This is a genomic window from Hydrogenophaga sp. UC242_50, from assembly GCF_042697355.1.
In the GTDB taxonomy this organism is placed as follows: Bacteria; Pseudomonadota; Gammaproteobacteria; order Burkholderiales; family Burkholderiaceae_C; genus Hydrogenophaga.
Window position 1 is genome coordinate 1,011,078 of the sequence record NZ_CP170553.1, and the last position, 16,847, is coordinate 1,027,924.

The following is a 16,847-nucleotide window of genomic DNA, read 5'->3' on the forward strand; positions in this document are numbered from 1 at the left end:
GCAACACCCCAATCTTCTGAAAACTCACTACCCTGTATGTTTGGCTGCGACGTCAACGCACAGAGCGCCCTCGTGGATCTGGAACTCCCTATCTTGAATGGAAGCAACGACCCATGACTGCAAGTGACCACAAGTCAGTTGGTGCGGCAGCGCACCGAGCAGATGAGCAACGCGCACGCGAGCGGTTCTGGCACGGATTCTCTTTGCGCCGCCGTCTGATGTTGTTGGGCGTGGCAACGATTCTCCCGTTCTGTCTTTTTGCAACAGCCGCATTCGTCGTGATGCTTCATCAACAGAAGCAGCAGGTCGAACAAGCGACGCTTGGCATGACTCAAGCGCTTGCAGCTGCCATCGACGCGCGAATGCAGCGGACGGTGGCTACGCTGGAGGCCTTTTCGTTGGCTCAGTCCATGCAGGACGCTGAAGCCGCCCAGCTTCCGTCGGTACATGCGGCCGCGCGGGCGCTTCGTGCCGCGCGGCCGGATTGGCGAGGCGTCGTACTGGCAAACCCGGATGGCTCCATCGTTTTCGGCAGCGAGAGCCCGTTTGGGAGTGGCATGCGCCAGTCCATGGAAGGCTCAAGCGTTGCGGATGTGGTGCGTACCCAAGCGCCCATGGTGGGCCCGATGGTCGCGGGCCCTCGAGGCAATGTGGGCTACACCGTGCGCATTCCTGTTCTGCGCGCAGGCGAGGTCCGGTACGTGCTGACGGCCATCGTGAGTACCGACTCCATCCTGGAAGTCATTCAGCGCCAAGCGCTGCCGGGAGATTGGGTGGTGTCCGTCTTTGACTCCAACATGAAGCGGGTGGCCCGCTCCAAAGACCACGGCAAATACTTCGGCACGCCACCGAGTCCCTCGCTCCAGACCATGCTCGCGGAGTTGGGCGACAGGAAGGAGGGGGTAGGGATGACGTCCACCATGGAGGGGGATGAGGCCTACACGGCGGTCTCGCGGATCGAGCACACGGGGTGGACGATTGCGCTCGGCGCATCTTCAGAGATCGCACACGCCGCACTCTGGCGGGCCGCGTGGCTCTACCTGGCCGGCTTGCTGCTTTCGCTCGCGCTGGGGGGCTTGCTCTTCTGGCTGGTCAGCCGGTCAATCACTGTTCGCGCTCAGGCCTTGCGCGATGGCGCGGTCGCGCTGGGAAAGGGAGCTCCTTTGCTTCCTCCGACAAAAGGGCTGCCGGACTTTGACGAGGTCTCCTTTGCGCTTTGGACGGCGGGTCAGGAGCGTTCACGCGCTGAAAATGAGCGGGAAAGCCTGCTGCGCTCCGAGATATGTTCACGTGCAGTGGCCGAGGCGACAAGAGGGCGGCTCCAGATGTTGCTGACAGCGACGTCTTCGCTGACGCAATCGCTCGATGAGACGAGCACGATCAACGCGATCGCCGCGGCGGTGGTTCCCGGTGTTGCCGACATTCTGCGCATCGATATCATGAGTCCGGATGGAGCGCCGGCGCGAAAGCTCACTTTCCACGTGGATCCCGTGCGGTTGGAGGCCATTGAGAAAATCGTTCAATCCGGATCCCTGTCGGCCACGGTGCACGGCTCGCTGTCGTGGGTGGTCGCTTCGGGACGCGAATACGTGCATCACTTCGAACTTGGCGGTGTGTCGAAGATCGAGGATCCGCTGTACCGCCAGTTTGCGGAGGTGTCCGACATGAAGGCGATCTGCGCCGTGCCTCTGATGGCAAGGGACCGTGTCATAGGGGCCATGGCGGCCATCCAGGTCGATTCCGAACGCCGTTTCGAGGCGGACGACGTGGCCTTGTTCAGCGAGTTGGGACGGCGCGCAGCCCTCGCGCTGGACAACGTCCGGCTGTACTCGGAGTGCAACAGCGCGCTGGACAAGGCCAACGCCGCGAGCAAGGCGAAAGATGATTTCCTGGCGATGCTGGGCCACGAGTTGAGGAATCCGCTCTCGCCTATTCTCACGGCCATCGAGATCATGAAACGCCGCGATGGCGCAGCGTTCGTCCGAGAGCGAGAGATCATCGAACGGCAGGCCACACACCTGACGCACCTGGTTGATGACCTGCTCGACGTTTCCAGGATCGTCGCCGGCAAGATACAGCTTCAGCTCGAGCAGGTGGACCTTCGTCTTGTGGCCTGGCGGGCCATCGAAGTCACCCAACCTCTTTTTGATCGACGTGCTGAGCCGGTCGTCCAAGCCGAATCTGAGCCGATCTTCGTGAGCGGCGACTTTTTGCGGCTCGCTCAAGTGGTTGGCAATCTCCTGAGCAATGCCGCGAAATTCAGCGAGCCCGACCAGCCTGTCACCATCTGGATTCAGCGCGGGACGAGCGAAGCCATGCTCACAGTGGAAGATGGCGGGACGGGCATTCCCGACGACCTGTTACCGCAGGTGTTCGACCGCTTTTTTCAAGGCGAGCAAAGTTTGCAGAGGTCCAAGAGCGGCTTGGGTCTTGGTCTGACCATTGCAAGAAGCATTGTTGAACTTCATGGCGGCAACATCAAGGCCGATCACGGCCATGAGGGTCATGGAACACGGGTCACGGTCTCTCTTCCTCTTGCGTGTCCTGCTGGTGCAAGGTTAGAGGCATGCGGGGAAGCAGCACCCCGGCAACACAATGGGACCCCTGCCCGAGTGCTGATCGTGGACGACAACGCGGACGCGGCCCACACGCTGGCCAGTCTGCTGACGCTGGCCGGACACGAGGTCAGAACTGCGCTGCACGCAGAAGAATGCCTTGCCATGGTGGCGGACCGCGCCCCTGACGTCTGCATCGTGGACATCGGCCTGCCCGGCATGGATGGCTATGAGCTGGCACGCCGACTCAAGGCCGAGCCCGCGACACGGTCCCTTCACCTGATTGCGCTGACCGGCTACGGGCAGCCCTCTGATCGCGAAAAGGCGCTCCGCTGCGGCTTTGATGACCACATGACGAAACCCGTCCATATCAACGCGCTGGAGACCGCGCTAGACGCCATTGGCCTGAGGTCATCCTGATGCAAGGAGGACGTATTTGCTAGTGCAGCAAATGCCCTGGCAGATCGAGCGTGAAAATGCAGCCGATCCCTGGGACGTCCTTGACCGTCAACGTACCCATATCCGCCTCGACGCTTTGCCTCGCGATGGAAAGTCCAAGTCCCATTCCAGCCATACGGCCTGTGTTGTGGGCGAAGGGAATGAACATCTTCTTTTCCTCACCCAGGGTCAGACCGCCGCAGTGATCGGCCACGCTGATCAGTATCCGGTTGCCGGCCGCGCGTGCGCTCAGGCGGACGGCGGTATCGGACTGGGTGAACTTGAATGCGTTTTGAATGACGTTCGCCAGTGCCGCATGAAGCAGCTCCTTGTTCCCACTGAGAGCCAAAGTCGGATCGACGGCCTGGACTTCGAGTCTGCATCTGACCAGGTTCACATCGAGGCGGGCCCACAGATCGACGTCCGAGATGAACGTCGCCAGGCTGAACAGCTGACGCTCCTGAGGTTTTGAAGCGCTGATTTCCGAGATGGTTCTGCCAATCTGTAGCGCCAGTGCGGCCAGACTGCGCTTGAGAATGGCACCTGTGGCGCCGCTGATGGGCATGTTTCCCAGCTCAAGGGCACGCACTGCCCGCGTGGCTGTTCCCAGCGAGTTCCTCAGCTCATGCACTAAAAAGCCGAGGCGCTGCTTTTCTTCCGCAACATGCAGACCAGCGATCTGAGCGTCTCGTCGGGCGCTGAACTCCGAGACAGCGCCCGCGATGGCGTTGTCCAGACAACGATTCAAGGTACGAAATTCGGTGACGGCAAAGGGGGCATCACGCTCAAATGCCAGGTCGGTGATGGCTTGGCAGAGATCCCCATAGTCGTGCACGACCTGATCGACCGTGTAACCCAGGTCGAGCAGTTCTTTGCCATGCCGGGTAGCACTCATACCAATTTCCGACAGGCGCAGTGCGCCTCCTCCGGAAGGTCCGGATATCCGGGTGCTCAGCTCTTGCTTGTCCTCGTCTTCCGCCTTGAGCGTGCGGATGAGCTGGTCCAGAAACATCGGTATCCCATGCGACAACTGTTGATCAGTGGCCGCACGTTGAGGGCGCTGTGCCACCTTGTGTTTGCACCTTGCTGTGAGCTCCTCACGGTTGTTTTCAAGAAATTGGTACATGGATACCTCAGTGAAAATGCACCAGGGATCATTGCGAGAGGGGGGTGCGGATAAAAACTTGAACTGGTTATGTGCCACAGGTCCGAGGCTCTCCCTGTATTCGATGGGGCGGAGAGCCCCCAGGCAGATCTTGATCCGTTTCTTGTTGCACCAACGGATGTAGGAGTCGAGCGCTCCAGTGCGCTGCTCTCATAAAACTCCTTAAGCGAGGTACGCAGGTGCTGATCGGGTCAAACTCTTTGAGAGCCGCGTTCAGCATCCGCTCGTTGGCTTGTTCGTTAAGCCTTGCAGAGGCGCGCAAACCTGCGACCTCAGGAATTGCGATGGCTATGAGGATGGCAAGCACGCAACCTATGCTTGAACCCACGCAGCCTGCTTCGAGCTAGTAAGGCTGCACCATGAAATAAATTGACACATTACTGTTCAACAGTGCGCGTTCGTCACTGCACTGATAAACAGCAAATGCAGCAAGCGATGCGTTTGCTAAAAACTTGCGGTGCCCATTCGCATGCCGTTGGGGTCTTGCGATGCAACTGCCAGTGCGCTCCTAGCCATTCAAATGCAGTCCCTCGCTAGCGCGGCACGACTGACCGCATCCGCGTAGCCGACCTACAGCGCGCGGCTGAGAAGCTATGGCGTTAGGCCAGTTGCAATAACTAGCGTCCGCCAGTAGCAGAACTATGGCGGGAGTTGCAGTTACTTTGGCGGCCTACGCGTCAGGTGAGAGGAAGTGGAAATGACGGGACACTGGGTCCAGTGAAGTCAACGCCGGTCCAGTTATTTTCTTCCGGCAGTCTGCCTCGAAAACAAAAACACCTGGACTTTCTCCTCCTTAAGCTGGCAAATAGTCGGACTTTCTCCGGCGCGAGAAAAACTTGCTTAGCTAGAGCAATGCGGGCGCTCGGCCTTAAGCAGGCTGCAAAGCGCTACAAACGTTGAGGCCCGGTCTCGTCTCGGGGCATCGCCTCGCGCACGATGTCGATGAATGTGCGAAGCCGGCGCGGCTGCAGCCGTGATGCCGGGTAGATCAGGTACATGGGCAGGGGGGCGGCACGCCATGCCGGGGCCAGATGAACGAGGCGGCCGTTCGAAAGGTCGTCCGTTACGAGCCACGCCGACACGATCGCCGCACCCAGGCCTTCCAGGGCCGCGCGGCGCAGGGCGTAGAGGCTGTCGGTGGCGAGTCGAGGCGCGATGGCAAAGGCCTTCTCCTGGCCATCGGCTTCGTGGCGCAGGAGCACCTCGCGCTGGTAGAAGGTGCTCAGCGCCAGCCAGGGCAATGACACCAGCTCATCAGGATCCAGCGGTCGCCGGGCCGTGACGAGGCCGGGCGCGGCCACCACGATCCGCGGCACCTCGGCGATCAGCAGGGCGACCACGGATGGGTCGTTCACCGTGCCGACGCGAATCGCGCAGTCCACGTCTTCGGCGGCGAAGTCGGGCAGGCGGTCGTTGAGGCGCCACTCGACCGAAACCTCCGGATAGCGACGCAGGTAGTCGGCCAGCGGCTTCATGAGCTGGTCTTGCCCCAGCGCGTGGGGCGCGACAACGCGCAGCCTTCCTCGCGGTGTGTCCCGGCCTTGCGTGAGTTCGGCCTGCATGGCGAACCATCCCGCCACCAGTTCGCGGGCCATCTCCAGGAAGCGCTCCCCGTCTACCGTGAGCTTCATCGAGTGGGTGGACCGCTGCAACAGCCGGATGCCCATGGATTGCTCCAGCGACTTCAGGCGGCGGCTCACGGTGGGCTGGGTGGTCCCCAATTGCACCGCCGCGGCCGACAGGCTGCCCGCTTCGACGATGCGGATGAAGGTCTGCATGAGGTCGAGACGGTCGGCCTGCAGGGTGGGCTCGGTCATTCGCGAAGTGTATAGCCGATGTGCACGGGTGCCCTCTACCCAGCCGGATTTCGCAGGAACAGAATCCGGCAACGCACAAAACAAAGGGTTTTCACTTATGTCTACCATCCGAAATTCGCATGACGAGCCACTCAGCCCACCTCGCTCCCTGATCGGCCTGCTGGCCGCGGGCGCCGGGTTCTCCGTGGCGTCGATCTACTACGGCCAGCCCATCCTCGGCGCCATGGCGGCGGACCTCGGCGTCGCGCCGACCACCGTCGGCCTGCTGCCGATGTTGACGCAGCTGGGCTACGCGCTGGGCATCCTTCTGCTGGCGCCCCTGGCAGACCGCTACAGCCGCCGCCGCGTGATTCTTGCCAAGGCGGTTGCATTGACGCTGGCGCTGGCCGCCAGCGGACTGGCCCCGGGAATGCACGCGCTGCTGGTGGCGAGCTTTTTGGTCGGGCTGTTCGCCACCTTGGCGCAGGACTTCGTGCCGGCGGCCGCCACGGTCGCGCCGCCTGCGCACCGGGGCCGCATCGTGGGCACCGTCATGACCGGGCTTCTGCTGGGCATCCTGCTTTCTCGCACGGTCAGCGGGCTGATCGGCCAGGGCCTGGGCTGGCGCGCCGTGTACGTCTTTGCCGCGGGCAGCGTGGCGCTGATTGGTGCGATCTCGTGGTGGCGCCTGCCCCACTTTGCGCCTGGCAGCTCGCTGCGGTATGGCGCCTTGCTGGCGTCGATGGTCGCCCTCTGGCGCCGCCATGCCGGATTGCGCAGGGCCACCGCGTCACAGGCCTTGCTGTCCGTCGGCTTCAGTGCCTTCTGGTCGACGCTTGCCTTGATGCTTCACGCCGACTTCGGCTTGGGCAGCGCGGCCGCTGGCGCCTTTGGCCTGGCAGGCGCGGCCGGCGCACTGGCCGCGCCACTGGCGGGCCGACTCGCCGACAAGTGGGGCGCCACCGGAGTGGCCCGCATGGGCACCGTGGTGGCTGGCGCGAGCTTTGCCGCCATGGCGGCAGGGTGGGCGCTGCCCAGTGCGTGGCATCTCGCGCTGCTGGCGGCTGCGGCCATCGGATTCGACTTCGGGGTGCAGGCCGCCTTGGTGGCGCACCAGACCCTGGTCTATGGGCTGGATGCCGATGCGCGCAGCCGTCTCAACGCCTTGCTGTTCACGGGCATCTTTCTGGGCATGGCGCTGGGTTCGGCGCTGGGCACCTGGGCCCTGGCGCACTGGGGCTGGATGGGCGTGATCGCGGTGGCGGGGGCCAGCGCACTGGCGGCGTTCGGGGTTCACGGCCTGCCTTTCCGAAGCGCCATGGCGCCTGTTCGCCATCCTATTTGATTATCAAAAGATAATCAAAGTGCCTTGGGGTGCCGCCTGCTGCCGGCGCCTCTGGGCCTTACTTTGCCTCTAACGCCTGATTGGATCAGGGTATTTACCAGTCGCCGTGCTGCGCGACGGGTGGCAAACTCGATTCTATAGTTATCATTCGATAATTAATAAAGGCCGGTGCAGGCTGCACTTGCAGTGCCCGGTGCCAACGACGACCCAGGAGTTCCACATGTCCTCTCCCACTTCCCCTTCTCTTTCGGCGTGGCTTCAAAAGCGCCATGGTTTGTTCATTGACGGGGCTTCCCGGCCAGCGCGCTCCGCGGCCGAGATGCCTGTCATCGCCCCGGGTCACGGGGGCGTGATCGCGCAGGTGGCGGATGCCGATGCGCAGGATGTCGCCGACGCCATCGCAAGCGCCCGGCGTGCGTTCCGCTCGCCCGAGTGGGCGGGCCTGTCGATCCGTGCGCGCGCCCGGCTGGTCAACCGCCTGGCCGATGCCATGGAGGCGCACATGGAGGAGCTGTACCAGCTGGAGACGCTCAACAACGGGCGCCCGCTGCGCGAGACCAGGGCCCAGCTCGCCCGGGGTGCCGGACCTGTTCCGGTACAACGCGGCCCTGGCCATCGCGCGGCGCGACTCGGTCATACCGGTGGAAGGCCACTACCACGCCTTTACCAACCGGGGCCCGGTGGGTGTGGTGGCGGACATCGCGCCCTTCAACCACCCGTTGCTGATCGCCTCGCGCAACCTGGCGCCTACCTTCGCCTCCGGATGCACGACGGTGGTCAAGCCTTCTGAGCTCACGCCGCTGACCACCTTGCGCCTGGCGGAGATCTTCACCGAGGCAGGCTTGCCGCCGGGCGTGTTCAACGTGGTGACGGGTGTGGGCGCTGCCGCAGGCAAAGCGCTTTCCGAACACCCCGGAATCAACAAGCTGGTGCTGACCGGGGGCACCGAAGCAGGCCGCAGCGCGGGCGCCGCGGCGGCCCGCAACTTTGTCCGCCAGACGCTGGAGCTGGGTGGCAAGACGCCGGTGATCGTGTTTGACGATTACAGCGTGGACCAGGCGGTGAACTACGCGGCGTTTGGGGCCTTCGTCGGCGCAGGGCAGACCTGCGTCTGCGCGGCGCGGCACATCGTGCACCGCCGCGTCTATGACGAGTTCGTGGAGAAGCTGGCGCGCAAGGCGGACGGCCTGGTGGTGGGCGACCCGTTCGACCCGCGCACGCAGATGGGCCCCGTCGTCTCGCAGCGTCAGCGAGAACGCATCCTCGATTACGTGCGCATCGGCGTGGCCGAGGGCGCGCGGCTGGCCGCTGGTGGTGTCGTGCCCCCGGCGTTGAGCGATTCTTCGGGCTTCTACGTGAGACCCACGGTCCTGGCCGATGTCCGACCCGAGATGCGCGTGGCGCGCGAGGAGGTGTTCGGACCCTTCACCGTGGTGCTCCCCTTCGACACCGAGGAAGAAGCCATCGCCATCGCCAACGGTTCGGAGTACGGCTTGGCTGCCGCCGTGAGAACCAATGATGTGGCCCGCGCGCATCGCGTGGCGAACGCGCTCGAGGCAGGCATCGTGTGGGTCAACGACCACCACCGAGTCGACGCGGCATCGCCCTGGGGCGGGGTGAAGCTCTCCGGCATCGGCCGGGAGTTCGGGCAGGAAGCGTTCGACGGCTACTTCGACACCAAGGCCGTCATGGTCAACACGAGCAACGCGCCCTTCGACTGGTTTGACGTGTCGCAAACCCATGCGCGCCTGAACTGAGCCAGGCCCCTTGCCACCCCACACCGAGGAGACAACCATGAAATTCATAGCAAGCCTTGCCAAGTCCATCCCGCCCATGCTCGCCGGCCTGGGCGCGATCGTCATCGCCACCAGCGCGGCCGCGCAGGCAGACCCGAGCAAGGAAACCATGCGCATCCTGGTGCCTTTTGGCCCAGGAACCCCGCTGGACGTGATCGCGCGCGACATCGTTCAGGAAATCCGGCCCCTGCTCCAGCAGACCATCGTGGTCGAGAACAAGCCCGGCGCTGCCGGCATGATCGGAGGCGCGGAACTGGCGCGCACCACCGCACCGGCGACGACGTTCATGCTGACCACGCACAACACCGTGGTGATCAACCCGCACCTCTACAAGAACATGAGCTACCAGCCTCAGCGCGACTTCACGCCGGTCGGCCTGGTGGGCGTGGGGGGCTATGTGCTAGTGGCCGCGCCGACCGCTGCGTTCAAGACGCTTGAGCAGTACCTGGCGCAAGCCAAGGCGCAGCCGGGCAAAGTGTCCTATGGCTCGCTCGGCATTGGCAGCGGGCCCCACATGTGCGGGGAGATGCTGGTCGACAAGACCAAGGTGAAGTTGTTGCATGTGCCGTTCACGACGGGGAGCATCGTCAACGTCGTCAGCGGCCAGGTGGATTCGTCCTGGGAGCCGTACGCCACGGCGGCTCCCTTCATCAAGACCGGGAAGCTGATTCCACTGGGCGCGAGCACGAGCTACCGGGCGTCCGTCTTTCCGTCGACGGTGCCGCTCCTGCCGGAGCTGTTGCCGGGCTACGAGTGCACCAGCTGGATCGGACTGTTCGCGTCCAGCAAGGCGCCAGAGGCGGTGGTCCGTCGGCTGTCGGAGGCCTTGACCAAGGTCGTCCAGCTGCCCAGCTTCCAGGAGCGCCTGATGACCAACGGCTTCCTGCCCAAGCTGGCGACACCCGGCGAGATGCGCGACCTGATAACCCATGACAGCAAGACCTGGGCCCGCATCGTGAGCGAGACCGGGCTCAAGCTCGAATGACCCGGTGGGTGCCCGCCCTCCAACAACGATCTGAAAAGGAACCCCCCATGCTCTACACCTGCGCACCCGGTTGCCGCGATCCACGGCATCGGCACACCGCGTCCCCGTCCTTCACCGATGCGTCCGGCGCGACGCCTGCCCCGCCGCTGGAAGATGGCGGCGGCGCCGGCCGAGGCATCGCGACCCCGCGCAAGGTGGCGCGGCGGATCGATGTGCACTGCCACTACCTGCAGCCGGCGGTGGCGGCCAAGGTCGCGCACCTCGAGCCCGCCCGTTACGACCCCAGCACTGTGTTCGCCAATGCGCTCACGCGCGAGACCAACCAGCGCCAGATGCAGGAACGCTCGGTGGCATTGACGGACGTCGCCCGCCGCCTTCAGGACATGGACCGGATGGGCGTGGACCTGCAGGTCGTGAGTCCCGCGCCTTTCCAGTACTACTACTTCACCCCGCCCGCCGTGGGCGCGGCATTGGCCCGCGAAATCAACGAAGGCATGCGCGCGCTGGTGGATGGGCACCCGGGCCGCTTCGCCGCGCTGGGCACGGTGCCGCTACAGGACGCCGATCTCGCCGTGCGCGAGCTGGAGCACGCCATGGCCCACCTGGGCTTGCGTGGCGCAGAGATCGGCACCAGCGTGAACGGCATGGACCTGACCGACCCCCGGCTGGGGCTGGAGCGCTTCTTCGCGCTCGCCAACGAGCGGGAGGCGGTGCTCTTCCTGCATCCGGTGGGGTTCACCGAAGGCGGCCGCCTGGTGGACCACTACCTCAACAACGTCATCGGCAACCCGCTGGAAACGACCGTGGCCGCGAGCCGCCTGATCTTCGACGGGGTGGCCGCGCGCTACCCGAAGATCAAGTTCCTGCTGGCCCACGGTGGCGGCTACTTGGCCTCGTACTGGGCGCGCATGGACCACGCGTGGAAGGCGCGTGCCGACTGCCGCACGGTGATCGCCGAAGCACCCACCCGGTACCTGGAAAAGATGTACCTCGACACCGTGGTCTTCGACCCCACCCTGCTGTCCAACCTGATCGCGCGTTACGGTGCCAGCCAGGTGCTCATGGGTTCGGACTATCCGTACGACATGGGCGAGGAGGCGCCGGTGCGCCTGATCGAAAGCGTGGCCGGGCTGCGCGAGTCGGAGCGTGCGCTGATTCTGGGCGGCAACGCGGAGCGGGTCTTCGGCCTCCAACCCCAGGCCGTCACCACGCATTGAAGCAAGCAAAGGCCTTTTCACCATGAGCGCACTCTTCAGCCCCGTCCATGTGGGCGCCGTCCAACTGCCCAACCGCATCGCGGTATCCCCCATGTGCCAGTACGTCGCCCAGGAGGGGCAGGCCACCGACTGGCACCTGCAGCACCTGGCCCAGCTGGCGATGTCGGGCGCGGGCCTTGTCATGCTGGAGGCCACGGCGGTGGAGCCGCGCGGGCGCATCACGCACGGCTGCCTGGGTCTGTATTCGCCTCAGACCGAAGCCGCGCTGGAGCGGGTGCTGCGGGTCGCGCGGTCGATGGCCGCGCCAGGCACGCGCTTTGGCATCCAGTTGAGCCACGCGGGGCGCAAGGCATCGAGCCGCGTGCCATGGCGCGGTGGCGCGCATCTGAGCGCGGGCGAGCGGGACGCCGAGGGGCCGCCCTGGCAGTCGGTGGCCCCTTGCGCGCTGGCCTTCGGCGAATTCCCGGTGCCTGTCGCGCTGGGCACCGGCGACATGGAGGCGATCGCGCAATCCTATGTGGCTGCGGCGCATGCCGCCGTGCGGCTGGGTTTCGACGTGGTCGAGTTGCACTGCGCGCACGGCTACCTGATGCACCAGTTTCTCTCGCCCCTCTCCAACCAGCGCGGCGACGCCTTCGGGGGGACCGCGTCGGCCCGCCAGCGATGGCCCTTGCAGGTGGCCGAGCGCGTCCATGCCGCATTGCCGGCGCAGGTCGCCTTCGGCGCGCGCATCAGCGCAAACGAATGGACAGAGGGCGGGCTGGATGTGGACCACGCCGTCGATTTCAGCCGCCAACTCCAGGCGGTGGGGGCCGACTACGTCTGCGTGAGCAGCGGCAGCGTCGACGCGGGCACACGCATTCCGTTCAGCCCCGGGTTCCAGGTGCCCTTCGCCTCGCGCATCCGCAGGGAGACCGGCATCGTCACCCGGACGGTCGGTGGGATCACCGAGCCCATGCAGGCCGAGGAGATCGTTGCCAACGGCCACGCCGATGTGGTCGCGCTGGCGCGGGCTTTCCTGGCCGATCCGCGCTGGGTCTGGCGCGCAGCAGAAGAGCTGGGTGCGACCACCTACTACCCACCCCCTTACGAACGCGCCAAAGGGCTGCGCCGCGCGCCAGCGCGCTGACCCTTCGGTTTGGCACCCAGCAGGGTTTCCAGGAAGCGGCTGGCCCCCGGCGCGAGCGCCTCGGGGCGCCAGACGATGCGGTAGTGGCTTTCCATTTTCAGCAAGGGCAGCGGGCGAACCACGATGTCCTTGCCCGCAAACGGCGTCAGGCTCTCCTGGGCGACACACAGGCCGAACCCGCCGGCCACCAAGGCCAGGGCCGAGATCATGTCGCCCGCCACGCAGGCGACGCGGGGCTCGAAACCCAGGCGGTTGCACGCTGCCGTGAAGCGCGCGCGTAGCGATTGCCCAGGCCGCACGGGTGTGACCACCCATTCGGCTTCCATGAGTGCGTTGAGCGTGATCCGGGGCATCTCGGCGCGGGGGTGGTTGCGGGGCAGCAAAAGCACGTACTTCTCCACGCTGTAGATCTCGGTGCGGAACTCCGGGTCCGCGGCCTCCTGCGTGCTCACGGCGAAGTCGAGCCGCCCGCGCCGCAAGGCGTCCAGCTGCTCATCCTCTGGCGCACTCTCGAACTGAAAGCGCAGCGAGGGGTGGGCCTGCTGCACCCGGCGTGCGATGGCGGGGATCACGCCGTTGTAGAGCGCGCCCGGCATGTGACCGATGACGACCGTCCCGCCCATGCCGCTGGCGTGCCGCTGCAGGTCCTGAACGAGCTGCTCGTTGTTCATGAGAATCCGGCGGGCGTTCAGGAGCAGCTCCCTGCCGGCGTTGTTCAGGCGCAGTCCGCGGCCGACACGTTCAAACAGCGCAAAGCCGATCTGCGTCTCCAGCTTGAGGATGGCGCGGCTCAAGGGCGAGGCCGAGATGTGCAGCTGCATCGCGGCTTTGGAAATGCTTTCGTTTTCAGCGACAGCCACGAACTGTCTGAGGGTGCGGAAATCCAGGTGTTGCATGTCTTCTGTCTTGATCGGGGCTCGAAAAAATAAGACTTGAAAGGTCCGTAAATTGGAGAAAAAAAGTCCTTTTACAGTGGTCATCAAATCGTCAAAATTCATCCATGTCAAGCGCTTTCGTGGCGCCCCAACCTCGTCCACCAACGCAATTCTTCGCCGCAATGATTCATTTCGATCACGTCTGTATGGCCGCCCCCAATGTCTACGAATCGACCTTCCGCCTGAGCCAGGAGACAGGCCTGGGCAACTACGACGGGGGCTTCTTTCCGCTCTATGGCATCGGCCACCGGGTGGTGCCCCTGGCCCCGGACATCTACATCGAAGTCGAAAGCCTGATCGATCGGCGACCCCTGGCGCAGGGGCAGCCACTGGCCGCCTTCATGGACCGCCAGACCCGGGAAGGCGACCGCTTCGTCGGCTGGTGCCTGCGCAGCGACACGCTGGAAGAGCTGGAAGCGTTCGCGGCCCACCATGGCACGGTGGTCGACCAGGCGACCACGGGCAAGAACGCCGGTCGCCAGATGATGGATGGCACGCGCGGCTTTGCGTTGCAAGCTCCCAGCGCGACCACGGCCTGGCCCATGGGCAAGCCCAACCTCTACTTCAAGCCGGGCAGCGGGGTGCACGCAGGCAGCCTCCCCGTCGTGCCTGGCTCGGGCCGCGTGGTGGGCCGCGGTCTCGAATGGATCGAGATCGGCGAAGACCACCATGCCTTTGCCGCTTGGCTGGGCGACGTCGCCACGCCGTCCGGATTCCCGTTCGAGGTCCGCTACAACGGCGGCGCGCCCGGACTGTATGCCATGGGGGTGCGCAGCGACGAAGGGGTGATCGAGATCCGGCGCCCTTCGGTGCTCGTCGAATGAACGCGGACTTTGCCTGCCACCAGCCCACGACCCAGCATCCAACGGAGTACCCCATGTCCATCCTTGCTTCACCCCGCCCAGCGCGACCGATCTCGCGCGTTGCGCGGCGCTCCACCCTGCTCGCTGTCGCACTCGGCCTTTGCGCGCCGCTGGCCATGGCGCAGGCGCCCTATCCCGCGAAGCCCATCAGCGTGGTCATTGGCTACCCACCGGGCGGTAGCGTGGACGCCGTGGGCCGCGCGGTGGTCGAGGCCATGGGCCAGCGCCTGGGTGCCACCACGGTGATCGAGAACATCGGAGGTGCCGCCGGCGCCATCGGCGTCCAGAAGGCGGTGGGCGCTGCGGCCGATGGGTACAACCTCGTCTTCGGCTCCAGCAGCGAGTTCGTCGCGGTCAAGGCCATCAACCCCGCGCTGAAGTACGACGTGCAGCGCGACTTCGTTCCGATCGGGTACGTGGGTTCCATTCCGCTCGTCCTGGTGGCGTCTCGGCAAAGTGGCGTGACCTCGTTGAGCCAGTTCGTGACCGAGGTCCGCGCCAAGCCGGGCAAGTTCACGTACGGCACCTCGGGCGTCGGCTCCATGCTGCACTTCTCCGGTGAACTCCTCAAGCGGCAGGCAGGGATCTCCATCCTCCACATTCCCTACAAGGGCGCCAGCAACATCGGTGCCGACCTCGCCGGCGGCAGCATCGAGTTCGCCTTCCTGGGGCCGGGTGCCGCGCGGCCTTTCATCGACGCAGGGCGCATCACGCCGATCGCCGTGACCAGCGCCCGCAGGACCGCCAGCCTGCCCGATGTGCCCGCGCTGTCCGAACACCCGGCGCTCAAGGGCTACGACCTGGTGGCCTGGTACGCGCTGATGGCGCCCCGCGCAACGCCACCCGACGTTGTGGCCAAGCTGCATGCGGCGCTGATGCAGTCGCTCCAGGAGCCCGACGTGCGATCGAAGCTCGAGCGCATTGGCGTCGATGTCGGGCGAGGCGACGAAGACATGCCCAAGCTGATGGCCCGAGATGCCCTGCAGTACCAGCGAATCGTGCAATTCGCCGGCATGAAGGAATAACCCCAAGGAACCACCATGACGATTGATCGCCGCCTCTTCCTCAAGCGCACCGGTTCCGGCATTGCGCTTTCCACCGTCAGCCTGAACGAAGTCTTCGCGCAGAAAACCCGGCGCCTCATCGGCGCCATCGAAGAAGACCCTGCGAGCATCAACCCCGCGTTGACCACGGTGATCTCCAGCTTCACCGCCGGTTGCCCGGTCTACAGCGCCCTCACCTGGATGGATGCGAAAGGGGACGTGCACCCCGATCTCGCCGAGTCATGGGAGGTCAGTCCCGACAACAGGGCGTACACCTTCCGCCTGCGCCAGAACGTCAAGTGGCACGACGGGGCGCCCTTCAGTGCGGAGGACGTGAAGTTCTCGCTGGAGAACATCACCCGCAAGCTGCATCCGTGGGGGCGCAATGCGTTCGCGGCGCTCAGCGTGGTCGATGTCGTCGACCCACGCACGGTCGTGTTGCGGTTCGATCGGCCCAATCCCTTCGTGCTGAGCGCCTCCACGGTGTCCATCGCCGCGATCCTGCCCAGACACCTGTGGGCGAACCAGGATCCGGTGCAGAACCCGCACAACCGAAAACCCGTTGGGACCGGTCCTTTCATGCTGGTGGACAACAAGGTGGGCGACCGCCTGGTGTATCGCCGCAATCCGAACTTCTACATTCCGGGCCAACCCGCATTTGACGAGCTCGTCCTGCGTGTCATGCCCGATGGTGCGGCCCGTGTCGCGGCGCTCGAAAACGGCGAGATCGACATGCTGAACACGTTCGCCCTGCCCACGACGGAGGTGCGCCGTGTGAGCCGGCTGCCCCACATCAAGATCGCCTCGACCGGTCAGGCGGCGCCGACCTACCTCTGCACCTTCAACCTGCGCTCGTCCCAGCTGTCCAAGGTGCAGGTGCGCCACGCCCTGGCCCACGTCATTGATCGCAGCTTCATCCGCAACACGGTCATGCCGGGGCTGGCCGATCCGGTGATCGGCCCCGTGCCGGGGGTGCTCAAGCTGGCCAGCAGGAACGTCGCCGACTACCCACTCGACGTCGAACGCGCCAAGCGGCTGCTGGATGAAGCGGGGTTCAAGGCGGTCGATGGCCGGCGCTTCGGCCTGCGCCTGCTCTTTCCCAATTCGGACACGCGTGCCGTGCGCATGGCCGACATCGTCCGGCAGAACCTGATGGCCGTGGGTATCTCGATCGAGATCGTTCCGATGGAGCGCGCACTGCTTATGCAGAAGGGCTACACGGACGGTGAATTCGATCTGATCATCGACAGCTACCTGCTCGGGCCCGATCCGGCCATTGGCGTGGAGCGCCTGTACAACTCGGCCAGCATCTTCACGCCAGCGCGGCCCTTCACCAACAACAGCGGCTACCGCAATGCCGAAGTCGACAAGCTGTTCGAGCAGGAAAAGCAGGCCGTCGACCCGGAGAAGCGAAAGGCGGTCTACGAGCAGATCCAGCAGAAGATCTGGGCCGACCTGCCCATCCTGCCGCTGTTTTCCTACCGCGGCGCGGAGGCCTACAACGCGCGGATGGTCAGCGGCGTCTTCGATGTCGCCGACGGCAGCAAAGAGAGCTTCGCTCGCGCAAGGCCGGTCTGAAC

Annotated in this window: 12 protein-coding genes and 2 pseudogenes; 10 read left to right on the plus strand and 4 right to left on the minus strand. The window is 64.9% G+C overall.

Annotated elements, in window-relative coordinates; all coding sequences use genetic code 11:
- The first annotated feature begins 113 nt into the window (after window positions 1-113).
- Complete coding sequence (locus ACFJGX_RS05215; RefSeq protein WP_382322430.1) at window positions 114-2,975, plus strand: ATP-binding protein; 2,862 nt, start codon at window positions 114-116, stop codon at window positions 2,973-2,975.
- A gap of 19 nt (window positions 2,976-2,994) precedes the next feature.
- Here ACFJGX_RS05215 and ACFJGX_RS05220 read toward each other — a convergent pair whose 3' ends face one another.
- From ACFJGX_RS05220 to ACFJGX_RS05230, 3 genes and pseudogenes are all read right to left on the minus strand, one after another.
- Window positions 2,995-4,119 carry a sensor histidine kinase gene (locus ACFJGX_RS05220; RefSeq protein ID WP_382322429.1) on the minus strand — a complete coding sequence of 375 codons (1,125 nt, stop codon included), beginning with the start codon at window positions 4,117-4,119 and terminating at the stop codon, window positions 2,995-2,997.
- An 81-nt stretch (window positions 4,120-4,200) separates the two neighbouring features.
- Window positions 4,201-4,287 (minus strand): annotated as a pseudogene (locus ACFJGX_RS05225) (IS3 family transposase); the annotation flags it as partial.
- Between the two features lie 758 nt (window positions 4,288-5,045).
- The gene (locus ACFJGX_RS05230; protein WP_382327922.1) at window positions 5,046-5,975 is read right to left on the minus strand and encodes a LysR family transcriptional regulator; all 930 of its coding nucleotides are present in this window, start codon (window positions 5,973-5,975) and stop codon (window positions 5,046-5,048) included.
- Window positions 5,976-6,072: 97 nt separating this feature from the next.
- On the opposite strand from ACFJGX_RS05230, the gene ACFJGX_RS05235 reads away from it, so the two are divergent.
- From ACFJGX_RS05235 to ACFJGX_RS05260, 6 genes and pseudogenes are all read left to right on the plus strand, one after another.
- A complete protein-coding gene (locus ACFJGX_RS05235) occupies window positions 6,073-7,299 on the plus strand; it encodes an MFS transporter (RefSeq protein ID WP_382325794.1) in 1,227 nt (408 codons plus the stop codon).
- A gap of 319 nt (window positions 7,300-7,618) precedes the next feature.
- Window positions 7,619-7,816: pseudogene (locus ACFJGX_RS05240) on the plus strand (aldehyde dehydrogenase family protein); the annotation flags it as partial.
- Entirely contained in the window at window positions 7,785-9,056 is a 1,272-nt protein-coding gene (locus tag ACFJGX_RS05245; RefSeq protein WP_382328606.1) for an aldehyde dehydrogenase family protein, read from the plus strand. The pseudogene ACFJGX_RS05240 and the gene ACFJGX_RS05245, both read left to right, overlap by 32 nt.
- 37 nt (window positions 9,057-9,093) lie before the next feature.
- Complete coding sequence (locus ACFJGX_RS05250) at window positions 9,094-10,080, plus strand: Bug family tripartite tricarboxylate transporter substrate binding protein (protein WP_382322427.1); 987 nt, start codon at window positions 9,094-9,096, stop codon at window positions 10,078-10,080.
- A gap of 47 nt (window positions 10,081-10,127) precedes the next feature.
- A complete protein-coding gene (locus ACFJGX_RS05255) occupies window positions 10,128-11,297 on the plus strand; it encodes an amidohydrolase family protein (RefSeq protein WP_382322426.1) in 1,170 nt (389 codons plus the stop codon).
- Between the two features lie 22 nt (window positions 11,298-11,319).
- Window positions 11,320-12,426 (plus strand): NADH:flavin oxidoreductase/NADH oxidase, encoded by a 1,107-nt coding sequence (locus ACFJGX_RS05260; RefSeq protein ID WP_382322425.1) that lies wholly within the window; start codon window positions 11,320-11,322, stop codon window positions 12,424-12,426.
- On the opposite strand, the gene ACFJGX_RS05265 is transcribed toward ACFJGX_RS05260, so the two are convergent.
- Window positions 12,384-13,424, minus strand: coding sequence for a LysR family transcriptional regulator (locus ACFJGX_RS05265; RefSeq protein ID WP_382322424.1), 1,041 nt, complete (start codon window positions 13,422-13,424; stop codon window positions 12,384-12,386). The two genes, ACFJGX_RS05260 and ACFJGX_RS05265, sit on opposite strands and share 43 nt — an antisense overlap.
- Window positions 13,425-13,483: 59 nt before the next feature.
- Between ACFJGX_RS05265 and ACFJGX_RS05270 the strand changes: the two genes are divergently transcribed.
- The 3 genes from ACFJGX_RS05270 to ACFJGX_RS05280 are packed head-to-tail and all read left to right on the plus strand — an operon-like array spanning window position 13,484 to window position 16,845.
- Window positions 13,484-14,185, plus strand: a complete 702-nt coding sequence (locus tag ACFJGX_RS05270; RefSeq protein WP_382327924.1) for a VOC family protein — start codon at window positions 13,484-13,486, stop codon at window positions 14,183-14,185.
- Between the two features lie 53 nt (window positions 14,186-14,238).
- Window positions 14,239-15,249 carry a Bug family tripartite tricarboxylate transporter substrate binding protein gene (locus tag ACFJGX_RS05275; RefSeq protein WP_382322422.1) on the plus strand — a complete coding sequence of 337 codons (1,011 nt, stop codon included), beginning with the start codon at window positions 14,239-14,241 and terminating at the stop codon, window positions 15,247-15,249.
- 15 nt (window positions 15,250-15,264) lie between these two features.
- A complete protein-coding gene (locus ACFJGX_RS05280) occupies window positions 15,265-16,845 on the plus strand; it encodes an ABC transporter substrate-binding protein (RefSeq protein ID WP_382322421.1) in 1,581 nt (526 codons plus the stop codon).
- The last annotated feature ends 2 nt before the right edge of the window (window positions 16,846-16,847 follow it).